This window comes from Embleya sp. NPDC020630 (assembly GCF_044334985.1).
Lineage (GTDB): Bacteria > Actinomycetota > Actinomycetes > Streptomycetales > Streptomycetaceae > Embleya.
In genome coordinates this window covers 129,080-149,539 of record NZ_JBIRUB010000012.1, presented here as the reverse complement: position 1 = coordinate 149,539, position 20,460 = coordinate 129,080, and the positions used below count along the sequence as shown (strand labels likewise).

Below are 20,460 nucleotides of genomic sequence, written 5' to 3'. Positions count from 1 at the left end.
TCGGCGTTGCGCGTACGCACCGAAACGCAACCGAGACATGCGTGTCGCCGCCGGGCCGATGGCGGCAGCTCCGACAGGGACTGATGGGCCGCTAGGGGATGTCCTGTTCGGCCCAGACGATCTTGCCGGTGGGGGTGCGGCAGGAACCCCAGCCCCGGCACAACATGTTGATCAGTTGCAGGCCGCGCCCGCCCTCGTCGCTGAGCGACGAGTGCTGGATCTGCGGCAGGTCCGGGCCGGTGTCGGAGACCTCCACCACCAGACGATCGTGCCGGAGCAGCCGCAACCGACCCGGCGCGTGGCCGTAGCGCAGCGCGTTGCCGACGAGTTCGCTGACCACGAGTTCGGTGACGTCGGAGAGGTCGCCGAGTTGCCACTCGTCGAGTCGGCCGCGCACCAACCGGCGGGCCAGACCCGCCGCCGAGCCGTCCGGGGGCAGGTCCCAGACGAACAAGTCGCCGCCCAGGAGCGGCGGTTGGGTCGCCGCGACCATCATCACGGCCTCGTCGAAGCGGGCCCCCGCGCCGGGCGTCGGATCGCCGAGCACACCGGCGTCCAACTCGTCGGGGCCGAGCCGGGCGGCCCGGTTGCGCAGCCGGGCCAGCTGTACGTCGATGTCCTCGGTCCGCGACTTGACCAGCCCGTCGGTGTAGAGCACGAGTCGGCTGCCCGGCGGAACGGTCAGGCGCAGCGGGTCGTACGGGATGACGCCGGCGCCGATGGGCGCGCCGATCGGCACGTCCACGAACGACGCCTTGCCGTCGGCGTCGACCAGCAGCGGTGGCGGATGCCCGGCGCTGACCAGGGTGTACGCGCCCTCGGCCGGGTCGTAGACGGCGCACAGACACGTCGCGACCTGGTCGTCCTCCAGGTCGCGGGCGGCGAGGTCGAGGCGGGCGAGCATACGTTCCGGGGTCAGGTCGAGCGCCATCAGCGTGCGGGCGACCGCGCGCAGTACGCCGGTGGTGGCCGCCGCCGCCATGCCGTGGCTCATCACGTCGCCCACCACCAGGGCGGTCCGGCCGCCCGGCAGCGGGGCCACGTCGTACCAGTCGCCGCCGACGCCGAGCGGGTCGGCGGTCGGGATGTAGCGGGAGTTCACCCCGAGGCCCGGGGTGCGGGGGGTGACGCGGGGGAGCAGGTTGCGCTGGAGCCTGGCCACGTGTTCGCGTTCGCGGTCGTACAGCCGGGCGTTGTCCATGTCGATGGCGGCCTTGGAGGCGAGCTGCATCGCCAGCGCTAGGTCCGCCTGGGAGAAGCCGGGTCGGTCGCCCGCGCGGATGAAGTCGGCCGAACCCAGCTGCACGCCGCGCGCGATCAGCGGCACCATCATGTAGCTGTGCACGCCCGCCTGCCGAAGCTTGGCCGCGGCGCTGGGGGTGGGCGCGATCTCGTCGAAGTCCTCCGGCCCGAAGGTGCTGATCAGTAACGGCCGGCCGTCGGCCAGCGCCCGGGTGAAGCGCGAGTCCCGCTCGGGGGGAGAGGTGGAGAGTTCGCCGATCTCGTCCGGCTCCAGGTCGGCGAGTCGGTCGATGTGCGCCACCGACATCGCCCGCCGGGCCGGTCTGCCGAGGCCGCTGGGGCGTCGACCCTCGTCGCCCTGGAGTACGGACTCGAGCAGATCGACGGCGGCGGCGTCGGCCAAACGGGGGACGGTGAAGTCGGCCAGTTCCTGGGCGGTGGTCTTCAGGTCGAGCGTGGTGCCGATGCGCAGGCCCGCCTCGTTGAGCCAACTGAGCTGATCGCGGGTGGCGCGGGTGCGGGAGGCGAGGCTCCGTGCCTTCGCCGCTCCGCGTCGCCGCACGTGCTTCCGGCCGTGACCGCCATCCACTCTCCCGCTCACCCGCACCTCTTTCCCTCGGCACCTGACCGTCGCACGCGACTCGGCCGCCCGTCGTGTCCCGACCCCCACTCTTCGAGCGGGCCGGCGGGCCGACATGTGGGATGCGACTGTACCGGCGCGGGGTTGCGATTGCATCGAATCGATCGAGGTCGACGGAACCGAGCGAGACGGCGCGATCGCCCTTGTCCTACCCGCCCGAACCGCTCGCGATGCGAGGCGTGTGGGGGGCCGGCGGCGGGCGGGTGTATATCGGTTGAGGGGGTTGGCGGGGGCCGGTTAGTTTGACCGGATGGGCGAACATTCGGTGGTCGAGGACTGGCGGGCGGTCAATCGGGCCAACTGGGACGAACGGGTCCCGATCCATACGGCCAGTCGGTTCTACGACGTGGAGGGGTTCGTCGCGGGCAAGGACCCGCTGCGGGACTTCGAGACGGCCGAGGTCGGGGACGTGGCCGGAAAGAGCCTGCTCCACCTGCAATGCCATTTCGGGCTCGACACGCTGTCGTGGGCCCGGCGCGGGGCGACCGTCACCGGGCTCGACTTCTCCGCGCCGGCGGTGGCCGCGGCCGGCGCCATCGCCGCGCGGATCGGCGCCGACACGGCCCGATTCGTCACCTCCGACGTCTACGACGCGCCGACCGCGCTCGGCGGACGCACCTTCGACATCGTCTACACCGGGCTCGGCGCGCTGTGCTGGCTGCCGGACCTGGAGCGCTGGGCCCGCACCGCGGCGGCGCTCGTCGCCCCGGGCGGCTTCCTCTACCTGGCCGAGTTCCACCCGTTCGCCGACGTGCTGGCCGAGGACGGCCGCACGGTCGAGCTGGACTACTTCCGGCGCGACGGCACCGTCTGGGAAGAGCCGGGCACCTACGCCGACATGAGCGCCGAGACCACCGCCAACGTCACGGTCGAGTGGCAACACGGCATCGGCGAGGTGGTCAGCGCACTGACCACGACGGGTCTGCGCCTGGAGTTCCTGCACGAACACGACCACACCCTGTTCGCTCGCTTCCCCGACCTGGAGGAACGGTCCGGCATCTACCGCTACCCAGCGGACCGGCCGAGGGTGCCCCTGATGTACTCCCTGCGCGCCGGCAAACCGGCCTAGCTCCAGGGCCTGTGCGAACCGCCTTTCCCCGCAGGCGATTTCCGGCCGGGGACGGGTGCGGTGGTCGCGCCGGCGGGTCGGGTCAGGGGGTCGATCCCGGGGAGATCAGGCCGGATTCGTAGGCCAGGACGACCGCCTGGACCCGATCGCGGAGGTCCAGTTTGTTGAGGATTCGGCCGATGTGGGTTTTGACCGTGGTCGGGCTCAGGGTGAGGCGGTCGGCCAGTTCGGCGTTGCTGAGGCCGGTGGCGAGCAGGCGCAGGACCTCGAGTTCGCGCGGGGTGAGGTCGGACAGGTCGCGATGCAGGGTTGCGGGGGGTTCGTCGCGGTGGGCGAAACGTTCGATCAACCGGCGGGTGATGGTGGGGGCGAGCAGAGCGTCGCCGGAGCGCACCAGGCGCACCGCCGCGACCAGGTGTTCGGGGGTGACGTCCTTGAGCAGGAAGCCGCTCGCGCCGGCGGTGAGCGCCGCGTAGACGTAGTGGTCGAGGTCGTAGGTGGTCAGGATGATCACCCGGGTGCCGTCGGAGCCGTCCGGGCGCTCGGCGAGGATGCGGCGGGTGGCCTCGATGCCGTCCATGCGCGGCATCCGGATGTCCATCAGCACCACGTCCGGACGGGTACGCCGGACCGCGGCCACCGCGTCGGCGCCGTCGGCCACCTCGGCCGCGACCTCGATGCCGTCCGCGCTCAGGATCATCCCGAACCCGGTGCGCACCAGGGCCTGATCGTCGGCGATCACCGCGCGCAGCGGCGCCCCGCTCACGCCGTCCGCCACGGGATGCGCGCCCGGATCCGGTAGCCGCCGGTCAGCGTCGGCCCGGCGGTCAACTCGCCGGCGTAGACCGCGAGCCGTTCGCGCAGCCCGAGCAGGCCCCGCCCGCTGCCGCCGCCGACCGGTGTCGGCCCGGCGGGCGCGACGCCGGTGTCGGTGACCTCGATCTCCAGCCGCTCCCCGGTGTAGCCGATCGTCACGTGCGCGGCTGCGCCGGGCGCGTGCTTGATCGTGTTGGTCAGCGCCTCCTGGACCACGCGGTAGGCGGTCAGGTCCACCCCCGCCGGCAGCGGCTGGGGCGGCAGCGACACGGCCAGGCGTACGGGTGTCCCCGCCGCGCGGACGCGTTCGATCAGCGCGTCGAGCCGGTCCAGACCGGGCTGTGGTTCGAGTTCGTCGGGGCGTTCGGTGTCGGGGGCGGCGAGCAGCCCCATCACGTGGCGCAGTTCGGCCATCGCGGCCCGCCCGCCGGCCTCGACCGCAAGCAGCGCCGCCTTCGATCGTTCCGGCGCCGCGTCCATCACCGTGCGCGCCGCCCCCGCCTGGATCACCATCACGCTCACATTGTGGGTCACCACGTCGTGCAACTCGGCGGCGATCCGGGATCGCTCCTCCTCGACGGCGCGGCGGGTGGCCTCGGCCTGGGCACGTTCGAGGTCGGCGTACCGTTGCCGACCGGCCGCCAGTTGCCGCTGCCAGAACAGCACCAGAGCGGCCAGGCCGCCCGCGATCAGGATCACCACCCCCGGGCTGGACCAGCCGGGCAACATCGGCGGGGTGTCCCGGAAGGCGGCGCCGGCCAGCACGGCGGCCAGACCCAGCCCGACCACCGCCCGGCCCCGGTAGCGGCTGTGCACCACCGCGCTGTAGGCGCCCAGGACGCAGGTGGTCACATTGATCCAGGACGCGTGGTCCTCACCGATGCACACCGTCGCGCCGAGGATCACGCCGAAGGCGACCAGCGGATACCGGCGGCGGACCGCCAGGGGCAGTGCGGACAACACGACCAACGGCCAGGCCCCCGAGTCGAGTCCGTGCTCCTCCGGCGGCGGGAACCAGGGCTCGGGCGGCTCCGGTGGCATCGGCTGATCGCCCATCGGACCGACCGGCCCCGGCCCGGCGTCCGGATAGCGCACCGCGACCACCAGCGCGATGAAGGTAAGCACCAGCGCGAGCAGCACATCGGCGTACCGCGCCCGCCGCGACAGCGGCGCCGGCTCGGCCTCCGGGCGCAGCACGACCCCCAATTGCCCGCGCCATCGGCGCCAATCGTCCCTGAACACCGGCCCATTGTGCGACCCGTCCGCCGGCCGCCGCATCCCCCCGCACGACCGGTGCCCCGGGCCGAGCGGCGTACATCGCAGGGATGACCCCGCCCGCGGGTCCTTCCCGGGAAGGGCCGGATGTCGGCGCGGCGGCCGACGCGCCGCGAGCACCCGGGCACCTAGCGTCGCCGAGGCCGGCAGACACGCAACCCCCCACGACGCCAAGGATGGACGACTCCCATGACCCCTGTGATCGAACTCGCGGGCGTGGCCAAGCGCTACGACAGCGGCGGAGCGCCCGCGCTCGGCCCGCTCGACCTCGGCGTGGCCCGCGGCGAGGCGCTGGCGGTGACCGGCCCCTCCGGCAGCGGCAAGTCGACGCTGCTCAACCTGATCGCCGGCCTCGACCGACCGAGCGAGGGCACGGTGACCGTGGCCGGGCAGCGCGTCGACGGACTGAGCGAGCACGCGCTGGCCCGCTTCCGCCGCGAACACATCGGCATGGTCTTCCAGTTCTTCAACCTGCTCGACGACCTCACCGTCGCCGACAACATCCAGCTTCCCGCGCAGTTGACCGGAACCGGCCGACGCAAGGCGGCGGCGCGGGCCGGCGAGCTGATGGAGGTGCTGGGCATCGGGAAACACGCCCGCGCCTACCCGGGCCGGCTCTCCGGCGGAGAGCGCCAGCGGGTCGCGGTGGCCCGGGCGCTGATCAACCGGCCCGCACTGCTGCTGGCCGACGAGCCGACCGGCGCACTGGACAGCGCCTCCGGCGCGGACGTCCGGGAATTGCTCACCGAGTTGCACCGCGACGGGCAGACCATCGTGCTCGTCACCCACGATCCGGCGCTGGCCCGGGCCTGCGCGAGCCGGTCGATCCACCTCGTCGACGGGCACCTGGCGCTCGACCCGCGCGCGGAGGCGGTCCGATGATCGGGCGCGGCGGCGCGCTCGGCCGGGTGGTCCGCTCCGGGGTGTCCAGGCGTCGGGTACAGACCGTGGTGATCGCGTTGGCCACGATGATGGCCGTGGCCTCGGCGGTGGTCGCCGGATCGCTCGTGGTCGCCGCGAACGCGCCCTTCGACCACGCCTTCGCCCACCAGCACGGGGCACACCTGAGCGCCCAGTTCGACCCGGGCAAGGTCGGCGCGGCGGACCTCGCGGCCACCGGGCACCTGGCCGGCGTCACCGCGAGCGCGGGACCGTACCCGACCGCGACGATCCACCCCACCGACGGTCGCGGCGGGCACTTCCCGGCGCTCACCGTGGCCGGTCGCGCCGGTCCACACGCGGCCGTCGACGACCTCGACCTCACCTCGGGCCGCTGGGCGGAGAAACCGGGCGAGATCGTGCTGTCCACCGAGTTCGCCGGCCCCGAGATGCCGCCCGGGTTCACGCTGGCCGGCTCCGACGCCCCCGGCGCGCCGATCCTGACCGTGGTCGGCATCGCCCGATCGGTGAGCCGTACCGCCGGCGCCTGGGTCACTCCGGACCAGGTCGGCGCGCTCGCGTCCACGAACGAGCCGACGGGGCTGCAGATGCTCTACCGCTTCGCCGCCGCCGGGACGGACGGCAAGGTCGCCGACCGCCGGGCCGAACTCGTGTCGGCCGTACCGGCGGGGGCGTTCCTCGGCGCCCGGTCCCACCTGGACACCAAGCGCGCCGCCGACGGCAACGCCGCGCCGACCATCCCGTTCCTGACCGCCTTCGGCGTGCTGGGCATCGCCATGTCGGTGATCATCGTCGGGAGTGTGGTCAGCGGCGCGGTCGGCACCGGGCTGCGCCGGATCGGCATCCTCAAGGCGATCGGCTTCACCCCGCGCGAGGTGGTGCGGGCGTATGTGGCCCAGGCGTTGGTGCCGGCGGCCATCGGCATCGGGCTCGGTGTGGTGCTGGGGAACCTGATGGCGCTGCCGCTCCTGGCGGATACCGAACAGGTCTACGGTGACGCCTCGTTGTCGGTGGCCTGGTGGGTGGACGTGCTGGTCGCGGTCGGCGCGCTCGTCGTGGTCGGGGTCGCCGCGCTGGTGCCGGCGCTGCGGGCGGGTCGACTGCGTACGGTCGAGGCGATCGCGGTCGGTCGGGCGCCGCGGACGGGGCGGGGGCGGTGGGCGTATCGGGCGACCGGGCGGCTGCCGCTGCCCCGGGCGGTGACGTACGGTCTCGCGAGCCCGTTCGCGCATCCCGTGCGGACCCTCGCGATGGTGCTCGCGGTGGTGTTCGGCACCGTCGCGGCGACATTCGCGGTGGGCCTGACCGCGTCGCTGAACGCGGTCGGGGACGCACAGGACCCGGAGAGCCGGGCGGCGGTCACGGTGCTCGTCGGCGCCGCGGGCGGGCCGGGCGGAGCGCCGGCGATGAACGCGGGCCCGGCGGGCGGCAACACCCCCGCCGGCGGCGCGGGGCCGGGCACCGGCAACGCCCCGGCCCCGGGCGGGAGCGCCGGCAACGCCCCCACCGGGGGCGGCCCTTCCGCCCCCGCCGACGCGGCCCGGATCCGGGCCGCGGTGGTGGCCGCGCCCGGCACCGCCACGAGCTACGGCGTGGGACACGCCGACGTCACCGTGACCGGCATCCCCGGCTCGGTCCGGGCCGCGCTGTACCAGGGCGACTCGCGGCCCGGCGGTTACCCGATGATCGCCGGGCACTGGCTCGACGGCTCGGGGCAGGTCGTGGTGCCGACCCGATTCCTGGCCCGCACCGGCACCCGGATCGGCGACACGATCCGGGTCACCCACGAGGGCGACGCCCAGGCCCTGCGGATCGTCGGCGAGGCCTTCGACACCTCGGACGACGGCACCCGGATCCACGCCGACATGGCCTCCTTCGCCTCGGCGCGCCCCGACGTGTACCTCATCGGCCTGAAGCCCGGTGTGGACCGCGACCGCTACGCCGCCGATCTCGCCCGTGCGGTGGAGCCGTCGGGCGGCGCGGTGCTCGGCGACGCGTCCTCGGGCGGAGGCGGTCTGATCCTGGTCCTGGACGCGATGGCCGTGTTGCTCACCCTGATGCTGGTCGCCGTGGCGGGGCTGGGTGTGCTCAACTCGGTCGTGCTCGACACCCGGGAGCGGGTGCACGACCTCGGCGTGTGCAAGGCGCTCGGGATGACCCCGCGACAGACGGTGGGCCTCGTGCTCGCCTCGGTGGTCGGAATCGGGGTGGCCGGCGGCCTGATCGGTGTCCCGGTCGGCTACGCGCTGCACGGCTACGTGGTGCCCAGGATGGGCCACGCCGCCGGCACGAACCTGCCGCCGAGCGTGCTCGACGTTTACGACCTCCCCGAGTTGGCCCTCCTGGGCCTGGCGGGCGTCGCCATCGCGGCCCTCGGCGCGCTCCTCCCGGCGACCTGGGCGGCCCGAACCCGCACGGCCACGGCGCTGCGTACCGAGTAGGGCGGCGCCACGCACCGGCATCGCGTACCGTCCGTCCGCTCCATCCCGCTCGATCCACCCTGCCCCGATGCCGAGTTCGGGGCCGGGTGGGCCGGTCTCGCGGGCGGGTGGGTCGGTAGGCTGCGTGTGGGGGGTTTGCGAACTTGGGGGCGGGTCATGACGGGGCGGGACGAGCCGGACTGGGATGCGTTTCTCGCGCGCGAGGTCGCGCGGGCGAACGACGCGGCCGGCCGAGCGGGTGGGGACTTTCCCGGCGCGGGAGCGAGCGCGGGTGCGGGCAGAGGCGGTGACCGCGGCGGGACCGGCGCACGCCGGGGCGGGACACGATCCGGTGCGCGGCCGCCCGGGCACGTGTCCCCCGGATGGCTCGCCGCGTCCGTCGTGGGCTCGGTGATCCTGTCGGTGGGCGTGTACGGCCTGGTCCGCCCGGCCGACAGCGGGCCGAACACGGCGGACGTGTCGGTGGTCTCCACCGCGCGCCCGACCCTGGTGATCGGACCGGTCACCCCGACCGCGGGTATCCCGGCGAGCCCTCCCACCGGGGGCGGCGCGAGTACGCCGCTCCAGGTGGGCCGGGCCGAGGCGGCGCCGCCGGTGCCCGAGACGAAGGCGTTTCCCGAGGCGCGGGTACGGCTGCCGTCGGGGGCCGAGTTCCAGCGGGTCGACGTGCATGTGCCCCGGACCTGTGCCGAGATGTTCGCGCCCGACCTGGCGGCCGCGGTCGCCCGGGGCGCCGGCTGTACGCGCCTGTCCGCCGCGCTGTACACCGACGCCGACCGGCGGATGCGGATCAGTGTCGCGGTGGTCACCATGAACCGTGCCGAGGACGCCGCCGCCCTGTTCGCCCTGACGGGCACGGATCCGATCCGCTACCAGGTCGTCGCGCTCGACCCGCCGGCCGGCTCGACCCTGAAGCCGGTACCGCCGGGCGGCACCGGCGACTTCGGTCGCCTCATGGCGGTACGTTCCCTGGTCGTGTCGTCGGCCGAGCGGAGCGACGGCCGGACCGACGGCGCCAAGGAACTCAGGAGCGCGGCAGGCGAGTTGCTGACGTACGTGCAGACCCGCGTGGCCGACTACGAGGAGCACGTGGGCTGATCGCGGGAGGCGACCGGGATCGAATCCGGTCGATCTTCGCATACCTCCGCCATCGCGACGGGACGACCCGGCCGACCCCCGGGTGCCGGTCGTTCCGTCCGTCTGGAACCATGCCCCGCGTGAAGCCGGAGAGCCCGCCATCCCCGCCCGACCACCTCCCGGACTCCTTCTGGGAGCGCGTCGAGGACGTGTGCCGGGACCCCGAGCACGTCGACGCCGTGCTGCGTGCCTCGGACCCGGCCGACCTCGTCCGCTTCCACCGCGAATTCCTGGACGCCGTGGTCGAGTTGCTCGACGACCCGTTCACCCCGTACCTGCCGGACTCGGAGGACGGCGCCGAGGACGTCGCGCACTGGGTGGTGAGCCGGGGCCGGGCGTACTACCGCTCCCTGTGGGCCGATCCCGAAACCTTCCCGGCCTGGCGGCCAGGACTGCCCGGGGTGCATGTCGGGCAGATCGCGAGCGTCTACCACGACCTCACCGGCGAGACGCTCGACTGGGATTGGGAGTACTGAGTCCCCCGCCCGCCCTATCAGGCACGGTTTACGAACATAAGCACGACCCCGCGCAACGTGTTGTGATCATGACATCCGACCGGCGTGTTTCCGTGTGTCGGCCATTCCTGAAAGGCGCCGACCGGCACAGGATGGTGCCCGTCGTCTCCGAGGCCATCGGAACGGTTGACAGCCCGCGAGGAGAGGACGCGCCGATGAGCGACGCGCCGGACAGCACGGACACCGCAGACGCCGTGGACACCGCAGACATCACGTACGGCAGCTATCTGCGGCTGGACACCCTGCTGTCCTGCCAGCAGCCGGCCACCGACGCGCACGACGAGATGTTGTTCGTCGTCATCCACCAGGTCTACGAGCTGTGGTTCAAGCAGATCCTGCACGAGGTGGCACTGCTCCAGCGGCACCTGGAGACCGGGAACAGCGCGGGCGCGCTGCATACCGCGCGTCGGGTGGCCAAGATCCTGAAGACCGTGGTCGGCCAGCTCGACATCCTGGAGACCATGACGCCCCGCCAGTTCGCGTCGTTCCGGGACGCGCTCGGCACGTCCAGCGGGTTCCAGTCGGCCCAGTTCCGAGAGCTCGAAGCGGTGCTCGGGCGCCGCGAGTTCGGCGGCTACGACCTGGACCTGGACGACCGGCTCAAGGCCGCCGCGCACCGCCCGTCGGTGTTCGACTCGCTGCTGCGCCACCTCGCCGCCCTCGGCTACCCGGTGCCCGCGCGGGTCCTGGACCGCGATCCGAGCCTGGCGTGGCGGGCCGACCCGGACGTGCAGGCGAGCCTGGAGGCGGTCTACCGCGACGAGACCGGACACGCCGCGCAGGTGTGCGAGGCGCTCGTCGACATCGACGAGGGCCTCCAGGAATGGCGCTACCGGCACATGAAGATGGTCGAGCGCACCATCGGCGCCAAGCTCGGCACGGGCGGTTCGTCCGGCGCGGCCTATCTGCGCTCCACCCTGTTCAACCCGGTCTTCCCGGACCTGTGGGAGGTCAGGTCGAAGGCCTGAGCCGGGCCGCGATCAGGCCCCGGCCAGGACCGCGTCCAGCCGCGCCGCGCGCGCCGGGATCTCGTCGACGGCGATCGGCTCGGCCAGGTCCGGCGCGATGCCCGCGACCGCGCGGTGTGCGGCGGCGGTGAGCCGGACCGTGCCGTCGGCGTCGATCCGATCGATGCCGTCGCCGGCGGCGAGGCGCTCGTTGAAGGCGATCGCGTCGGCCTCGGCCAGGCCCGGCGGCAGGTCCAGGGACACGACACCGTCGACGATCCGGACCGGGTACCCGCCGGGCAGGCCCGCCGGCGCGGCGGTGGAGTGGCGCAGCGCACCGGCGCCCGGCAACAGCGCCTCCAGGACCGGGAGTACGGCGGCGCCGGTGACCACGTTGTGCCGCAGGCCGGGCGCGATCGGCGGCGCCTGGTAGGCGAGGGCGTCGTCGCGCCGGCCGTCCTCGCCGAGATGCACCCGGCAGCCCAGGTCCGGGTCGGCGGGGCGTTGCGCGGCCATCACGCCGAGCACCTGCGCGTGGTGGGCGAGGACGCGGATCAGCGGCAGCGGCCGATCGGGGTTCGCGGCCCGCAGCGCGGCCCGCACCCGCAGGTGGACCATCGCGGCGTTGCCCAGGCCGGCGGTGGGGGCCAGGCCGAGGCGGGCCAGCACCGGGCCGGTCACGTCCGGGAAGGACAGGTTCGCCACGGGGCCGGTGTACCCGGCGGCGCGGGTGGCCCGCATGACGGACAGGATCAGCGGCAGCTGGTACGGCAGCCGCAGGCCGAGGCCGGCGGCGACGACCGCCTCGGCGGCGGGATCGGTACGGCCGGCGAGCGCCCAGGGGCTGCGCAGCGACGCACAGTGCACGATCAGGTCGGGGCGGAGCCTGTCGATCAGCCCGGCCACCTCCTCCGACCGGGACGCGTCGAGCCGGACCGCCTCGACGAGGCAGTCGCGGGAACTGGCCACCGTCGCCGCCGCCGCGTCGCCCGTGGTCGAGCGGCCGGCCAGCACCAGCCGCCGCCCGGGCCCGCCCGCGGCCAAACCATCGGCGACCCGCTCGCCCATGTCCCCCACGCCGATGATCAAAATCGTGGTCATCGGCCGATCGTAGGGGCCGGATCGGCCCGCCGTAAGGCCAATGCAGGCCATGTCCCCGGGCCCGCCACCGGCAGCGCCGCATCGGGAACCGGCGTCGGGACCGGACCGGGACGTGCGCGGGACCCCCGCCCCACGCGTTCGGGACGCCCGTGCGCCCACCGTGGAGAGCACAGGTCGCCGGTATCGCCGGCGAACGACGCGCCCCCGTGGACTGGGAGAGACACGATGACCACCGACGAGCAGGTATGGGCATGCCCGTTCCGGCACGACGAGGCACTGGAGCCCGACCCGACGATGGCCCGGATGCGCACCGAGGCACCGGTCGCCCGGGTCCGCATGCCCTACGGCGAGGGGCGCTGCTGGCTCGTCACGCGGCATGCGGACGTACGCCTGGTCACCTCGGACCGCCGGTTCAGCCGGGCGGCGCTGGTGGGTACCGACTTCCCCCGGATCACCCCGGCGCCGATCGCCCAGTCCGAGTCGATCAACCTGATGGACCCGCCCACCCTCAACCGGGTCCGCCGGCTGGTGGTCAAGGCGTTCAGCAACGCGCAGGTGGAGAAGCTGCGGCCGTGGACGCGGCGTGTGGTGGACGAACTGCTCGCCGGGATCACCGAGCACGGCGCACCGGCCGACCTGATGGAACTGCTGGCCGGGCAATTGCCGTTGCGCACGATCAGTGAACTCCTCGGCATTCCGGAGGCGGACCGACCCGGGATCCGCCGGGACGCCGTGGCGATGATGTCGATGAACGTCGCCGACCGGACCACGGCCGCCGCGGCGAAGGCGGGCTTGCGCGCGTACTTCACCGCACTGTGCGCTGCGCGGCGCCGCGACCCGGGCGACGACCTGATCAGTGCGCTGGCCACCGCGCGGATCGACGACGAGATGTTGGACGAGGGCGAACTGACGGTCCTGGCCATGTTGTTGATGGTCTCCGGACACGACACGCTCACCTACGACATCGGCAACATCGTCTACACGCTGCTGACCCATCCGACCCACCTCGCCGAACTGCGCGCCCATCCGGACCGGTTGCCCAAGGCCCTGGAGGAGTTGTTGCGCTTCATCCCCTTCCGCCAAGGCGTCGGCATCCCGCGCGTGGCCCTGGAGGACGTGGACTTCGACGGTGTCACGGTGCGCGCCGGCGACACCGTGCATGTGTCGTATCTGACCGCCAACCGCGACGAGGCGGTGTACGAGCGGCCCGACGAACTCGACTTCGACCGGGACAAGCCCGCCTCGCACATGGCCTTCGGGCACGGCACCCACCACTGCCTGGGCGCACACCTGGCCCGGATGGAAATGGAGGTCTGCATCGGCTCGTTGCTGGCCGCGTTCCCTGATCTGCGACTGGCCGTACCGGCCGAGCAGGTGCGGTGGAACACGGTGTCCATCTGGCGCTTCCCGCTCGCCCTCCCGGTCGCCTGGTGACCGCGCGCCGGGGTGACCTCGCCGCGGTCACCCCTCGGGGGCCCAGCGTCCCGGGACCGATCCGGTGCGCAACCGGCAATTCGGTAGTAGGTCGCCTGAACGGCCCAACGAGGATCACCCGTTGGAGCGGCCTACCTGGCGACGGCCTCGGTGTCCGCGAGCCTCGATAGCCTGTCGCAATGGGCAAGAGTTTGATGTATCTGGAGATGACCGCGCCCGACGAACTGCGGCCGTCACGGCCCGTCGAGGCACTGGGACTGCGGCGGGTCGAGCCCTCGCCCGAGGTGTACGCGCTCCAGGCGCGGATCGGCGCGCCCTACGGCTGGCGCAGCACGGAGCGAACCGAGCGCGACTGGGCCGAACTTCGCGCCGCCCACCCGCTGCGCGAATCCTGGCTGATCACCCATCGGGGGGAGAGCGCCGGCATCGGCAACCTCGAACCGCAACCCGGCGGCGTGGTCGAGGTGGTCACCTTCGGCCTGCTCCCCGAATACGTCGGCAAGGGCCTGGGCGGCTGGGCCCTGACCCTGGTGCTCCGTCAGGCGTGGGCCACCCCGCCGCTCCCGGACGCCGCCGCGGTGCGCCGGGTCTGGCTGCACACCTCGTCCGAGGACCACGCCAACGCCCTGAAGAACTACCGCAGTCGGGGCCTGCGCCTGTACGGCGTGGAAGCACACGCGTAGGCCCTGTCCGGTCCTACCCGGTGAGCGACTGGGTGCCGAGCACGCCGAGGAGGGCGAGGCGTTCGGCGTCCGGGGTGTCGGGCTCGGCGGTGTAGACGATGACGCGTAGATCGCTGCCTGCCGCGTGCAGAACGTCGCAGTCCAGGGTCAGCGTGCCCACCTGGGGGTGGTCGACGACCTTGCAGGTCACCCCCTCCTGCGGCACCACGCCCGGCGACTCCCACAACGCGGTGAACCGCTCGCTCCTCGCGCGCAGTTCCGCGATCAGTCGGCGCAGCCGACGGTCCTCGGGATACCGGTTCGCCGTCGCCCGCAACTGGGAGACCTGAATCTCCTCCAACGCGCGCCGGGACTCCGGGGTGTGCCGGACCCGGCTCTCGGAGCCGAGGAACGCGCGCCACACCGCGTTGCGCTCGTCGCCGTGCTGCTCACCCATCAGCGCCGTGTACATCGGATTGGCCAGGAGCAGGGTCCACGCCGCGTCGCTCACCGCGACGGGGGTCCCGGTCAGCCGGTCCAGCATGCGCTGGATGCCCGGCGTGAGGTAGGCGGGTACGGTGCCGCGCCCGGGCGGAACCAACCCGGCGACATGGAACAGGTGCTCGCGCTCGGCGCGGGAGACCCGCAGCGCCCTGCCCAGTGCCTCGACGACCTGCTCCGACGGATTGCTCGCCCGGCCCTGTTCGAGGCGAGTCACGTAGTCGACCGATATCCCGGCCAGCAGCGCCAGTTCCTCACGGCGCAGCCCCGCCGCGCGCCGGTGCCCGCCCAGGGGCAGCCCGGCCGCCTCCGGGGAGACCCGGTCGCGCCAGCGTCGTACCGTGCGGCCGAATTCGGTGGTCGTCATGCACACCACTGTGCACCCGTCGACGCGGATGTGCCTGGTACCGGCAGTCCCAGGAAGGCGGGACGCCTGGCTGTCGCCGGACGCCGGCCGGAGGGTGGGGGCATGACAACGACATTGATCACCGGAGCCAACAAGGGTCTCGGCTTCGAGACCGCCCGCCGACTCGTCGCCGCGGGCCACACGGTCCTGCTCGCCGCCAGGGACGCGGAACGCGGTCGCCGGGCCGCCGAGGAACTGGGCGTGCGGGCGATTCGACTGGACGTCACCGACGACGCGTCCGTGCGGGCCGCGGCGGCGGAGGTGGCGGCGGCCGGGGGGCTCGACGTCCTGGTCAACAACGCGGGCATCCAGCGGGAGATGGATGCCCGGGGTGTGGTCAGCGGCCCGGGCAAGCTGTCCGTCGACGCGCTGCGCGCCACGTTCGAGACCAACGTCTTCGGCACGGTACGGGTCACCGACGCGTTCCTGCCGCTCCTCGAGGCGTCCGCCGCGCCGGTGGTGGTCAACGTGAGCAGTGGCCTGGCCTCACTGACCCGGGTCACCGAGGCGGGCACGCCGACGCACGCCTATCCGGGCGTGGCGTATCCGGCCTCGAAGGCCGCGGTCAACATGATCACCGTGCAGTACGCGAAGGCCTTCCCGCGGCTGCGGATCAACGCGGTGGAGCCCGGTTTCACCAAGACCGACCTGAACGCGCACACCGGGCTCCAGACCGTCGGGGAGGGCGCCGAGGTCATCGTGCGGATGGCGTGCCTGGGCCCCGACGGCCCGACCGGCGGCTACTTCGACGCCGACGGCACACTCCCGTGGTGACGGGGCCGGCGCGCCGCGCCCGCCGCATCGGGCATCGGGCCTGGTGGGGCGACAACGTGTAGTCGTTCGGACGCGTTGCGCGAGATTTTGCGGTTTCGGCTTGGACGGCGGGTGGTCGGCCGGCGAGATAGGGGGTGAGAGGCCTTCGGGTCTCGTGGACACCGTCGGGCGCAACGGTCGGCGCGCCCGGCGGTGTTCGCGCCGGACTTCACGGAAGGAACCGCTGCCTTGAACAACATCCTCGGCCCCGAGACCAGACAACTGTGGCTGGTCATAGGCGTGTTGGTCGTCGTCGTGCGCGCGCCGCTCGGTGCCCTGATGCGTGGCTTCGCGCTCCCCGAGCCGCACCGCCACTGCGGCCACGGGTATCGCAGCACACACTCCGCGCGCGGCAAGGGCGGCGGACGATGACCGAACCCCGACGCCCCGAGCAGGCCCAAGCCGTGGACGTGGACCTGGTGGACCTCCTGCGCAACGACTTCGTCGCCTTCTGCCACAGCCACCAACTCACGCTCACCCGCTTCGCCTACGACCACCTCGGTTCGCGCCCGGAGGCCGAGGACATCGTCGCCGACGTGCTGCTCGCCCTGTTCCAGCGCTGGGACGACGTACTGCGCGAGCCCGCGCCGCCCGTCAAACGCGCGTTCCGGATGCTCACCGACGCCCTGGAGGACCGCCGGCTGCGGCGCGACCTGGTCCGGGACACCGTGGACCGGCGGCGTCCCGCCCCCGGTGGTCCGGTGATCGACGCGCCCGCGGACTTCGTCCGGTTCTGCCGGGAGCACCAGCAGACCCTGATCGACCACGCCTGGAAGAGCCTGGGCTGCGCGCACGACGCGGACGAGGCGGTCGCCGACGTGCTGCTCGCGCTGTCCCGGCGCTGGGCGGAGATCGTGCGCCACCCCAGCCCGCCGCTCGCGCTCGCCTTCGGGATCCTGCGCCGCCGGGTGGTGGACATCCGTCGGCGGCGCGGGCGCACCCCCGAGGTGCTGTTCGACTTCACCGCGCCGGGCGCCCCCGACGTGGCCTCGACCGGCAGCGGTGACCCGGCCGCGGTGGTGCCCCACCTGGACATCCTGGATCGCACGATCGCCGCGATGCCGGTCAAGCGGGCCACCTGCGCCCGCCTGCACCTGGTCATGCAACTGCCGCTCCAGGACGTCGCCGACTACCTGGGGGTGACCATCTCCACCGTCCGCAGCCACGTACACGCGGCCCGCAAACAACTCGCCACCGCGCTGGAGCGGGCCCGCCACGTACATCCCGAATCCACCCCGTCGTCCCCATCGCACCCTCGGGAACCGAATACATGAACCGCCACAATTCCCTCGACCACGCCCTCCAACAGCGCAGGCGCGACATGGACGCGGCCTTCGCCGACTACGACGCCGGCGCCGCGACCCGCCGGCTGGCCGACCGCATCGTCCAGGAGCAACTGTTGGCCGCCCTGGTCCGGCCCGGCACCATCGGTCCCCAACGCGGCACCGGTTTCGCGGACGCGCACGCCGCGCAGAACGCGGCGGCGGCGGACCTGGAACAGCTGTGCCAGGCCGTGGTGGCCCGGCCGACCACCGGTCCCCTCCTCGGCGAGTTCGTCCACGAACGTGAGGCCGACGGGGCGCTGGTGTTCGGCTGCCTGCTGTATCTGACCGGGCGGCCCGCGCCGGCGGCGTTCTGGTGGCGGTACGCGGCCGGCGCCGACGACGTCGAGGCGATGCGCCTGTTGACCCTGCACCACCGGATCGAGGGAGAACCGCAGGACGCCCACCACTGGGCGGGTCGGCTGCACGCGGCCACGCCCACGCCGGCTCCCGCCGAGATCGAGGGGGCGGGCGACCCGGAGGCGTATGTCGCCCGGGTGGAGCCGGGCATCGAGGAGGTCGACGACCCCGACCTCGGCGAGATCTGTAGACCCAACGACCGCTTCCCCCGTCTCCTGGCCGCCGCCGGCCACGGATGACCGTCATGTGGCGGGCGCGCTCCGGATCTCCCGGACGCGCCCGCCACGTTCGTGTCGGGCCGACGCGGCCGCGCCGCGTCGATGGCCGAATGTGACAGATACCCGTCATTGCGGCCATCGGGGGTGGGCGCCACGATGGACGCATGTCCACTCCACACCGCGTCGTGATCGCGGTCTTCCCCGACGTCGACCTGCTCGACGTCACCGGCCCGGCCGAGGTCTTCGCCCTGGCCAACCGGGAGACCGCGGGCGCGGCGGGCTACGTGGTCCGCCTGGCGGGCCCCGAGGCCGGCCCGGTCGGCACGTCGGCCGGCGTACGGATCCTCGCGGACGTCGCCTTCGCCGACGTGGGGGCCGCGGTGGACACGCTGCTCGTCCCCGGCGCGGTGGCGATGGGCCCGGAGGGTCCGGTGGCCCTGGTCGACGACGCCGTCGTGGCGTGGGTCGCGGCCACCGCGCCGCACGCCCGCCGGATCGCGTCGGTCTGCGTGGGCGCGCACGTGCTCGCCGCCGCGGGCCTCCTGGACGGGCGGCGGGCGACCACACACTGGTCCACCGCCGCGCAACTGGCCGCCGACCACCCCGAGGTGCGGGTCGACGCCGACCCGATCTTCGTGCGCTCCGGCCGGGTCTGGACCGGGGCGGGGATCAGCGCCTGTATGGACCTGGCACTGGCCCTGGTGGCCGAGGACCACGGCGAGGACCTGGCCCTCGCGGTGGCCCGGCAGTTGGTCATGTACCTGCGTCGGCAGGGCGGCCAGAGCCAGTTCAGCGTGCCGCTGAGCCGGCCCGCGACCGGCCGGCGGGACATCGACGAACTGCGCGTGTACATCACCGAGCACCTGGACCACGACCTGTCCACGTCGGCGCTGGCCGGGCGGATGTGCCTGAGCGAGCGTCAGTTCGCCCGGGTCTTTCGGCAGGAGACCGGCACCGGCGCGGCGGCCTACGTGGAGGCCGCGCGGGTCGAGGCGGCCCGCCGCCTCCTGGAGAGCACCGACGAACCGCTGGAGGCGGTCGCGGCGGCCACCGGATTCGGCTCGGTGGAAACCCTGCACCGGGCCTTCCGCAAACAACTCACCACCACCCCGGCCGGCTATCGCCGCCGCTTCCGCACGGCGTCCTGACCCCGGCGTACGAACCCGCGTGGTTCGGCGGCTTCCCCTGCCCGAAAACCATGCAACCGGCTCCGAACGAAAGGTACTTCCGACCATGCACCCCTCCGCGACCCTGCGCGAGGTCATCGGCCTCGACAACACGCCGCCCCGCCTCGGCGGCGCGTGCACCCTGATCATGATCGACTTCCAGAACACCTACCGCACCGGCGTGATGGCCCTCGACGGCGTCGAACCGGCCCTGGCCGCCGGGGCCCGACTGCTCGCCGCGGCCCGGGCGGCGGGTACGCCCGTCGTGCACGTCGTCAACGACGGCGGAGCGGGTACCCCGTACGACATCCGCGCCGAGATCGGCGCGATCAGCGGCGAAGTGGCGCCGGCCGACGGCGAATCGGTCGTGGTCAAGCAGGTCCCCAACGCCTTCCACGACACCGACCTGGAGCGCACGCTCCGCGACCTGGACGCGGGCCCCGACCTGATCCTGGCGGGCTTCATGACGCACATGTGCGTCACCTTCACCGCACAGGGCGCCTTCAACCTCGGCTACCGCCCCACCGTCGTAGCCGAAGCCACCGCCACCCGAGCCCTGCCCGCCCCCGACGGCGCCGTCACCCCCGCCGAGGCACTCCAATCGGCAAGCCTGGCCACCATCGCCGATCTCTTCGGCCTCGTGGTACCAACGGTCGCGCACCTGGTCGACTGATCCGCCGGCGCGCGGGCCCTGCCGGTCAGCGGCGGCCGGTGCGGGACTGGGGTTCGAGTTTGCGGATTCTGGCGAGGCGGGCCGTGTCGTCGTGGTCGCCGCGGTAGCTGTAGGGGCCGGTGAGCGGGGGCTCGTGCAGCGGGTCGGTGAGGGCGACCAGGAAGGGTAACTCCTCCTGGCGGTCCGCCGGTTCCTCGAACTCCACGTGCCGACCCGCCACCACGACGACCGGTCCGGATCGGCGGCACCTGGTGTAGTCGATCAGGCCGGACAGGTCCTCGATGGAGGGCACCCCCTTCGCCCCGGACGGCAGATGTCCGCGTCGGTACGCCTGCCGTTCCCGGGCGGACGCGTCGGCGTATTCCGGCACCCGGACACTCCAGTAGGCGTGGATCGCCGCCCACAACACCGATTCGGGCGCGGTGACCACTCCGTCGGTCCAACTGCGCCGGCCGCCGACCGCGAAACTCAGGAAGCCGCTGTCCCAGTTGTTCGGCTTGATCTCGGCGATGCCCCGTGCGCCGGAGTCGTCGAAGCCGAGGAGGTGGTGCGGGACGTCGATGTAGAGGGCGAGGCCCTTGTTGACCATCGAACGCTCATGTTTTTGTCCGTCGGCGGTGAAATATTTCCGTTGCCGGTCCGCGACCTCCTGGCAACCGGCCACCGCCCGCGCATAGTTCGCCGGCGTGTCCGATCGCTGGGTCCACTCGCCGTACAGCTGAATGATCACGCGTGACTCCTCACCCCACCGTGATAACCGACGGAAGTCAGCCAATCACTATCCGCAAAGGGCGCGCAGGTATGTTTTGCGCCAAGCTCCAC

The 20,460-nt window shown here is 73.0% G+C and carries 20 protein-coding genes; 14 read left to right on the top strand and 6 right to left on the bottom strand.

The genetic code is table 11. The annotated features are described in order from the left end of the window. Nucleotides 1-91 precede the first annotated feature (91 nt). Entirely contained in the window at nt 92-1,804 is a 1,713-nt protein-coding gene (locus tag ACH4XV_RS33155; RefSeq protein WP_395796106.1) for a SpoIIE family protein phosphatase, read from the bottom strand. A 328-nt stretch (nt 1,805-2,132) separates the two neighbouring features. On the opposite strand from ACH4XV_RS33155, the gene ACH4XV_RS33150 reads away from it, so the two are divergent. Then, a complete protein-coding gene (locus tag ACH4XV_RS33150) occupies nt 2,133-2,951 on the top strand; it encodes a class I SAM-dependent methyltransferase (RefSeq protein ID WP_395796019.1) in 819 nt (272 codons plus the stop codon). 82 nt (nt 2,952-3,033) lie between these two features. Here ACH4XV_RS33150 and ACH4XV_RS33145 read toward each other — a convergent pair whose 3' ends face one another. Together ACH4XV_RS33145 and ACH4XV_RS33140 are read right to left on the bottom strand one after the other, a co-directional pair. Next, a complete protein-coding gene (locus ACH4XV_RS33145; protein ID WP_395796018.1) occupies nt 3,034-3,729 on the bottom strand; it encodes a response regulator in 696 nt (231 codons plus the stop codon). Continuing rightward, entirely contained in the window at nt 3,714-5,009 is a 1,296-nt protein-coding gene (locus tag ACH4XV_RS33140) for a sensor histidine kinase (RefSeq protein ID WP_395796017.1), read from the bottom strand. The genes ACH4XV_RS33145 and ACH4XV_RS33140 overlap by 16 nt, the downstream gene beginning before the upstream one ends. Before the next feature lie 222 nt (nt 5,010-5,231). Between ACH4XV_RS33140 and ACH4XV_RS33135 the strand changes: the two genes are divergently transcribed. The 5 genes from ACH4XV_RS33135 to ACH4XV_RS33115 all read left to right on the top strand — a co-directional run bounded on the left by ACH4XV_RS33135 (nt 5,232) and on the right by ACH4XV_RS33115 (nt 11,003). Then, nucleotides 5,232-5,924: an ABC transporter ATP-binding protein gene (locus ACH4XV_RS33135; RefSeq protein WP_395796016.1), complete on the top strand. Its 693-nt coding sequence runs from the start codon at nt 5,232-5,234 to the stop codon at nt 5,922-5,924. Beyond that, the gene (locus ACH4XV_RS33130; RefSeq protein WP_395796015.1) at nt 5,921-8,383 is read left to right on the top strand and encodes an FtsX-like permease family protein; all 2,463 of its coding nucleotides are present in this window, start codon (nt 5,921-5,923) and stop codon (nt 8,381-8,383) included. Before ACH4XV_RS33135 ends, ACH4XV_RS33130 begins: the two co-directional genes overlap by 4 nt. A gap of 156 nt (nt 8,384-8,539) precedes the next feature. Continuing rightward, on the top strand, nt 8,540-9,481 hold the full coding sequence (locus ACH4XV_RS33125; protein ID WP_395796014.1) for a hypothetical protein: 942 nt from the start codon (nt 8,540-8,542) through the stop codon (nt 9,479-9,481). A gap of 119 nt (nt 9,482-9,600) precedes the next feature. Next, nucleotides 9,601-9,996 (top strand): hypothetical protein, encoded by a 396-nt coding sequence (locus tag ACH4XV_RS33120; protein ID WP_395796013.1) that lies wholly within the window; start codon nt 9,601-9,603, stop codon nt 9,994-9,996. 194 nt (nt 9,997-10,190) lie between these two features. Continuing rightward, nucleotides 10,191-11,003, top strand: coding sequence for a tryptophan 2,3-dioxygenase (locus ACH4XV_RS33115; protein WP_395796012.1), 813 nt, complete (start codon nt 10,191-10,193; stop codon nt 11,001-11,003). Between the two features lie 12 nt (nt 11,004-11,015). Here ACH4XV_RS33115 and ACH4XV_RS33110 read toward each other — a convergent pair whose 3' ends face one another. Further along, a complete protein-coding gene (locus ACH4XV_RS33110) occupies nt 11,016-12,083 on the bottom strand; it encodes a KR domain-containing protein (protein WP_395796011.1) in 1,068 nt (355 codons plus the stop codon). Nucleotides 12,084-12,308: 225 nt separating this feature from the next. On the opposite strand from ACH4XV_RS33110, the gene ACH4XV_RS33105 reads away from it, so the two are divergent. Together ACH4XV_RS33105 and ACH4XV_RS33100 are read left to right on the top strand one after the other, a co-directional pair. Beyond that, on the top strand, nt 12,309-13,517 hold the full coding sequence (locus ACH4XV_RS33105) for a cytochrome P450 (protein WP_395796010.1): 1,209 nt from the start codon (nt 12,309-12,311) through the stop codon (nt 13,515-13,517). Nucleotides 13,518-13,696: 179 nt separating this feature from the next. Continuing rightward, nucleotides 13,697-14,200, top strand: a complete 504-nt coding sequence (locus ACH4XV_RS33100) for a GNAT family N-acetyltransferase (protein WP_395796009.1) — start codon at nt 13,697-13,699, stop codon at nt 14,198-14,200. A gap of 13 nt (nt 14,201-14,213) precedes the next feature. Here ACH4XV_RS33100 and ACH4XV_RS33095 read toward each other — a convergent pair whose 3' ends face one another. Beyond that, nucleotides 14,214-15,047: a helix-turn-helix transcriptional regulator gene (locus ACH4XV_RS33095; protein ID WP_380012027.1), complete on the bottom strand. Its 834-nt coding sequence runs from the start codon at nt 15,045-15,047 to the stop codon at nt 14,214-14,216. A gap of 102 nt (nt 15,048-15,149) precedes the next feature. Here ACH4XV_RS33095 and ACH4XV_RS33090 point away from each other — a divergent pair, with 102 nt between their 5' ends. The 6 genes from ACH4XV_RS33090 to ACH4XV_RS33065 all read left to right on the top strand — a co-directional run bounded on the left by ACH4XV_RS33090 (nt 15,150) and on the right by ACH4XV_RS33065 (nt 19,638). Further along, nucleotides 15,150-15,860, top strand: coding sequence for an SDR family NAD(P)-dependent oxidoreductase (locus tag ACH4XV_RS33090; protein ID WP_395796008.1), 711 nt, complete (start codon nt 15,150-15,152; stop codon nt 15,858-15,860). A 228-nt stretch (nt 15,861-16,088) separates the two neighbouring features. Then, a complete protein-coding gene (locus ACH4XV_RS33085; RefSeq protein ID WP_395796007.1) occupies nt 16,089-16,271 on the top strand; it encodes a hypothetical protein in 183 nt (60 codons plus the stop codon). After that, the gene (locus tag ACH4XV_RS33080) at nt 16,268-17,173 is read left to right on the top strand and encodes a sigma factor (protein ID WP_395796006.1); all 906 of its coding nucleotides are present in this window, start codon (nt 16,268-16,270) and stop codon (nt 17,171-17,173) included. The genes ACH4XV_RS33085 and ACH4XV_RS33080 overlap by 4 nt, the downstream gene beginning before the upstream one ends. Beyond that, complete coding sequence (locus ACH4XV_RS33075) at nt 17,170-17,820, top strand: hypothetical protein (RefSeq protein WP_395796005.1); 651 nt, start codon at nt 17,170-17,172, stop codon at nt 17,818-17,820. The genes ACH4XV_RS33080 and ACH4XV_RS33075 overlap by 4 nt, the downstream gene beginning before the upstream one ends. Nucleotides 17,821-17,963: 143 nt before the next feature. Continuing rightward, nucleotides 17,964-18,947, top strand: coding sequence for a GlxA family transcriptional regulator (locus tag ACH4XV_RS33070; RefSeq protein ID WP_395796004.1), 984 nt, complete (start codon nt 17,964-17,966; stop codon nt 18,945-18,947). Nucleotides 18,948-19,032: 85 nt separating this feature from the next. Beyond that, nucleotides 19,033-19,638 (top strand): isochorismatase family protein, encoded by a 606-nt coding sequence (locus ACH4XV_RS33065; protein ID WP_395796003.1) that lies wholly within the window; start codon nt 19,033-19,035, stop codon nt 19,636-19,638. A gap of 25 nt (nt 19,639-19,663) precedes the next feature. Here ACH4XV_RS33065 and ACH4XV_RS33060 read toward each other — a convergent pair whose 3' ends face one another. Beyond that, a complete protein-coding gene (locus ACH4XV_RS33060; protein WP_395796002.1) occupies nt 19,664-20,368 on the bottom strand; it encodes a hypothetical protein in 705 nt (234 codons plus the stop codon). Nucleotides 20,369-20,460: the final 92 nt, after the last annotated feature.

Bases quoted from the DNA above. Each gene is read 5' to 3' on its own strand.
- ACH4XV_RS33150 (WP_395796019.1), top strand. From the start codon at position 2,133: ATGGGCGAACATTCGGTGGTCGAGGACTGGCGGGCGGTCAATCGGGCC.
- ACH4XV_RS33135 (WP_395796016.1), top strand. From the start codon at position 5,232: ATGACCCCTGTGATCGAACTCGCGGGCGTGGCCAAGCGCTACGACAGC.
- ACH4XV_RS33130 (WP_395796015.1), top strand. From the start codon at position 5,921: ATGATCGGGCGCGGCGGCGCGCTCGGCCGGGTGGTCCGCTCCGGGGTG.
- ACH4XV_RS33125 (WP_395796014.1), top strand. From the start codon at position 8,540: ATGACGGGGCGGGACGAGCCGGACTGGGATGCGTTTCTCGCGCGCGAG.
- ACH4XV_RS33115 (WP_395796012.1), top strand. From the start codon at position 10,191: ATGAGCGACGCGCCGGACAGCACGGACACCGCAGACGCCGTGGACACC.
- ACH4XV_RS33110 (WP_395796011.1), bottom strand. From the start codon at position 12,083: ATGACCACGATTTTGATCATCGGCGTGGGGGACATGGGCGAGCGGGTC.
- ACH4XV_RS33105 (WP_395796010.1), top strand. From the start codon at position 12,309: ATGACCACCGACGAGCAGGTATGGGCATGCCCGTTCCGGCACGACGAG.
- ACH4XV_RS33100 (WP_395796009.1), top strand. From the start codon at position 13,697: ATGGGCAAGAGTTTGATGTATCTGGAGATGACCGCGCCCGACGAACTG.
- ACH4XV_RS33095 (WP_380012027.1), bottom strand. From the start codon at position 15,047: ATGACGACCACCGAATTCGGCCGCACGGTACGACGCTGGCGCGACCGG.
- ACH4XV_RS33090 (WP_395796008.1), top strand. From the start codon at position 15,150: ATGACAACGACATTGATCACCGGAGCCAACAAGGGTCTCGGCTTCGAG.
- ACH4XV_RS33080 (WP_395796006.1), top strand. From the start codon at position 16,268: ATGACCGAACCCCGACGCCCCGAGCAGGCCCAAGCCGTGGACGTGGAC.
- ACH4XV_RS33075 (WP_395796005.1), top strand. From the start codon at position 17,170: ATGAACCGCCACAATTCCCTCGACCACGCCCTCCAACAGCGCAGGCGC.
- ACH4XV_RS33070 (WP_395796004.1), top strand. From the start codon at position 17,964: ATGTCCACTCCACACCGCGTCGTGATCGCGGTCTTCCCCGACGTCGAC.
- ACH4XV_RS33065 (WP_395796003.1), top strand. From the start codon at position 19,033: ATGCACCCCTCCGCGACCCTGCGCGAGGTCATCGGCCTCGACAACACG.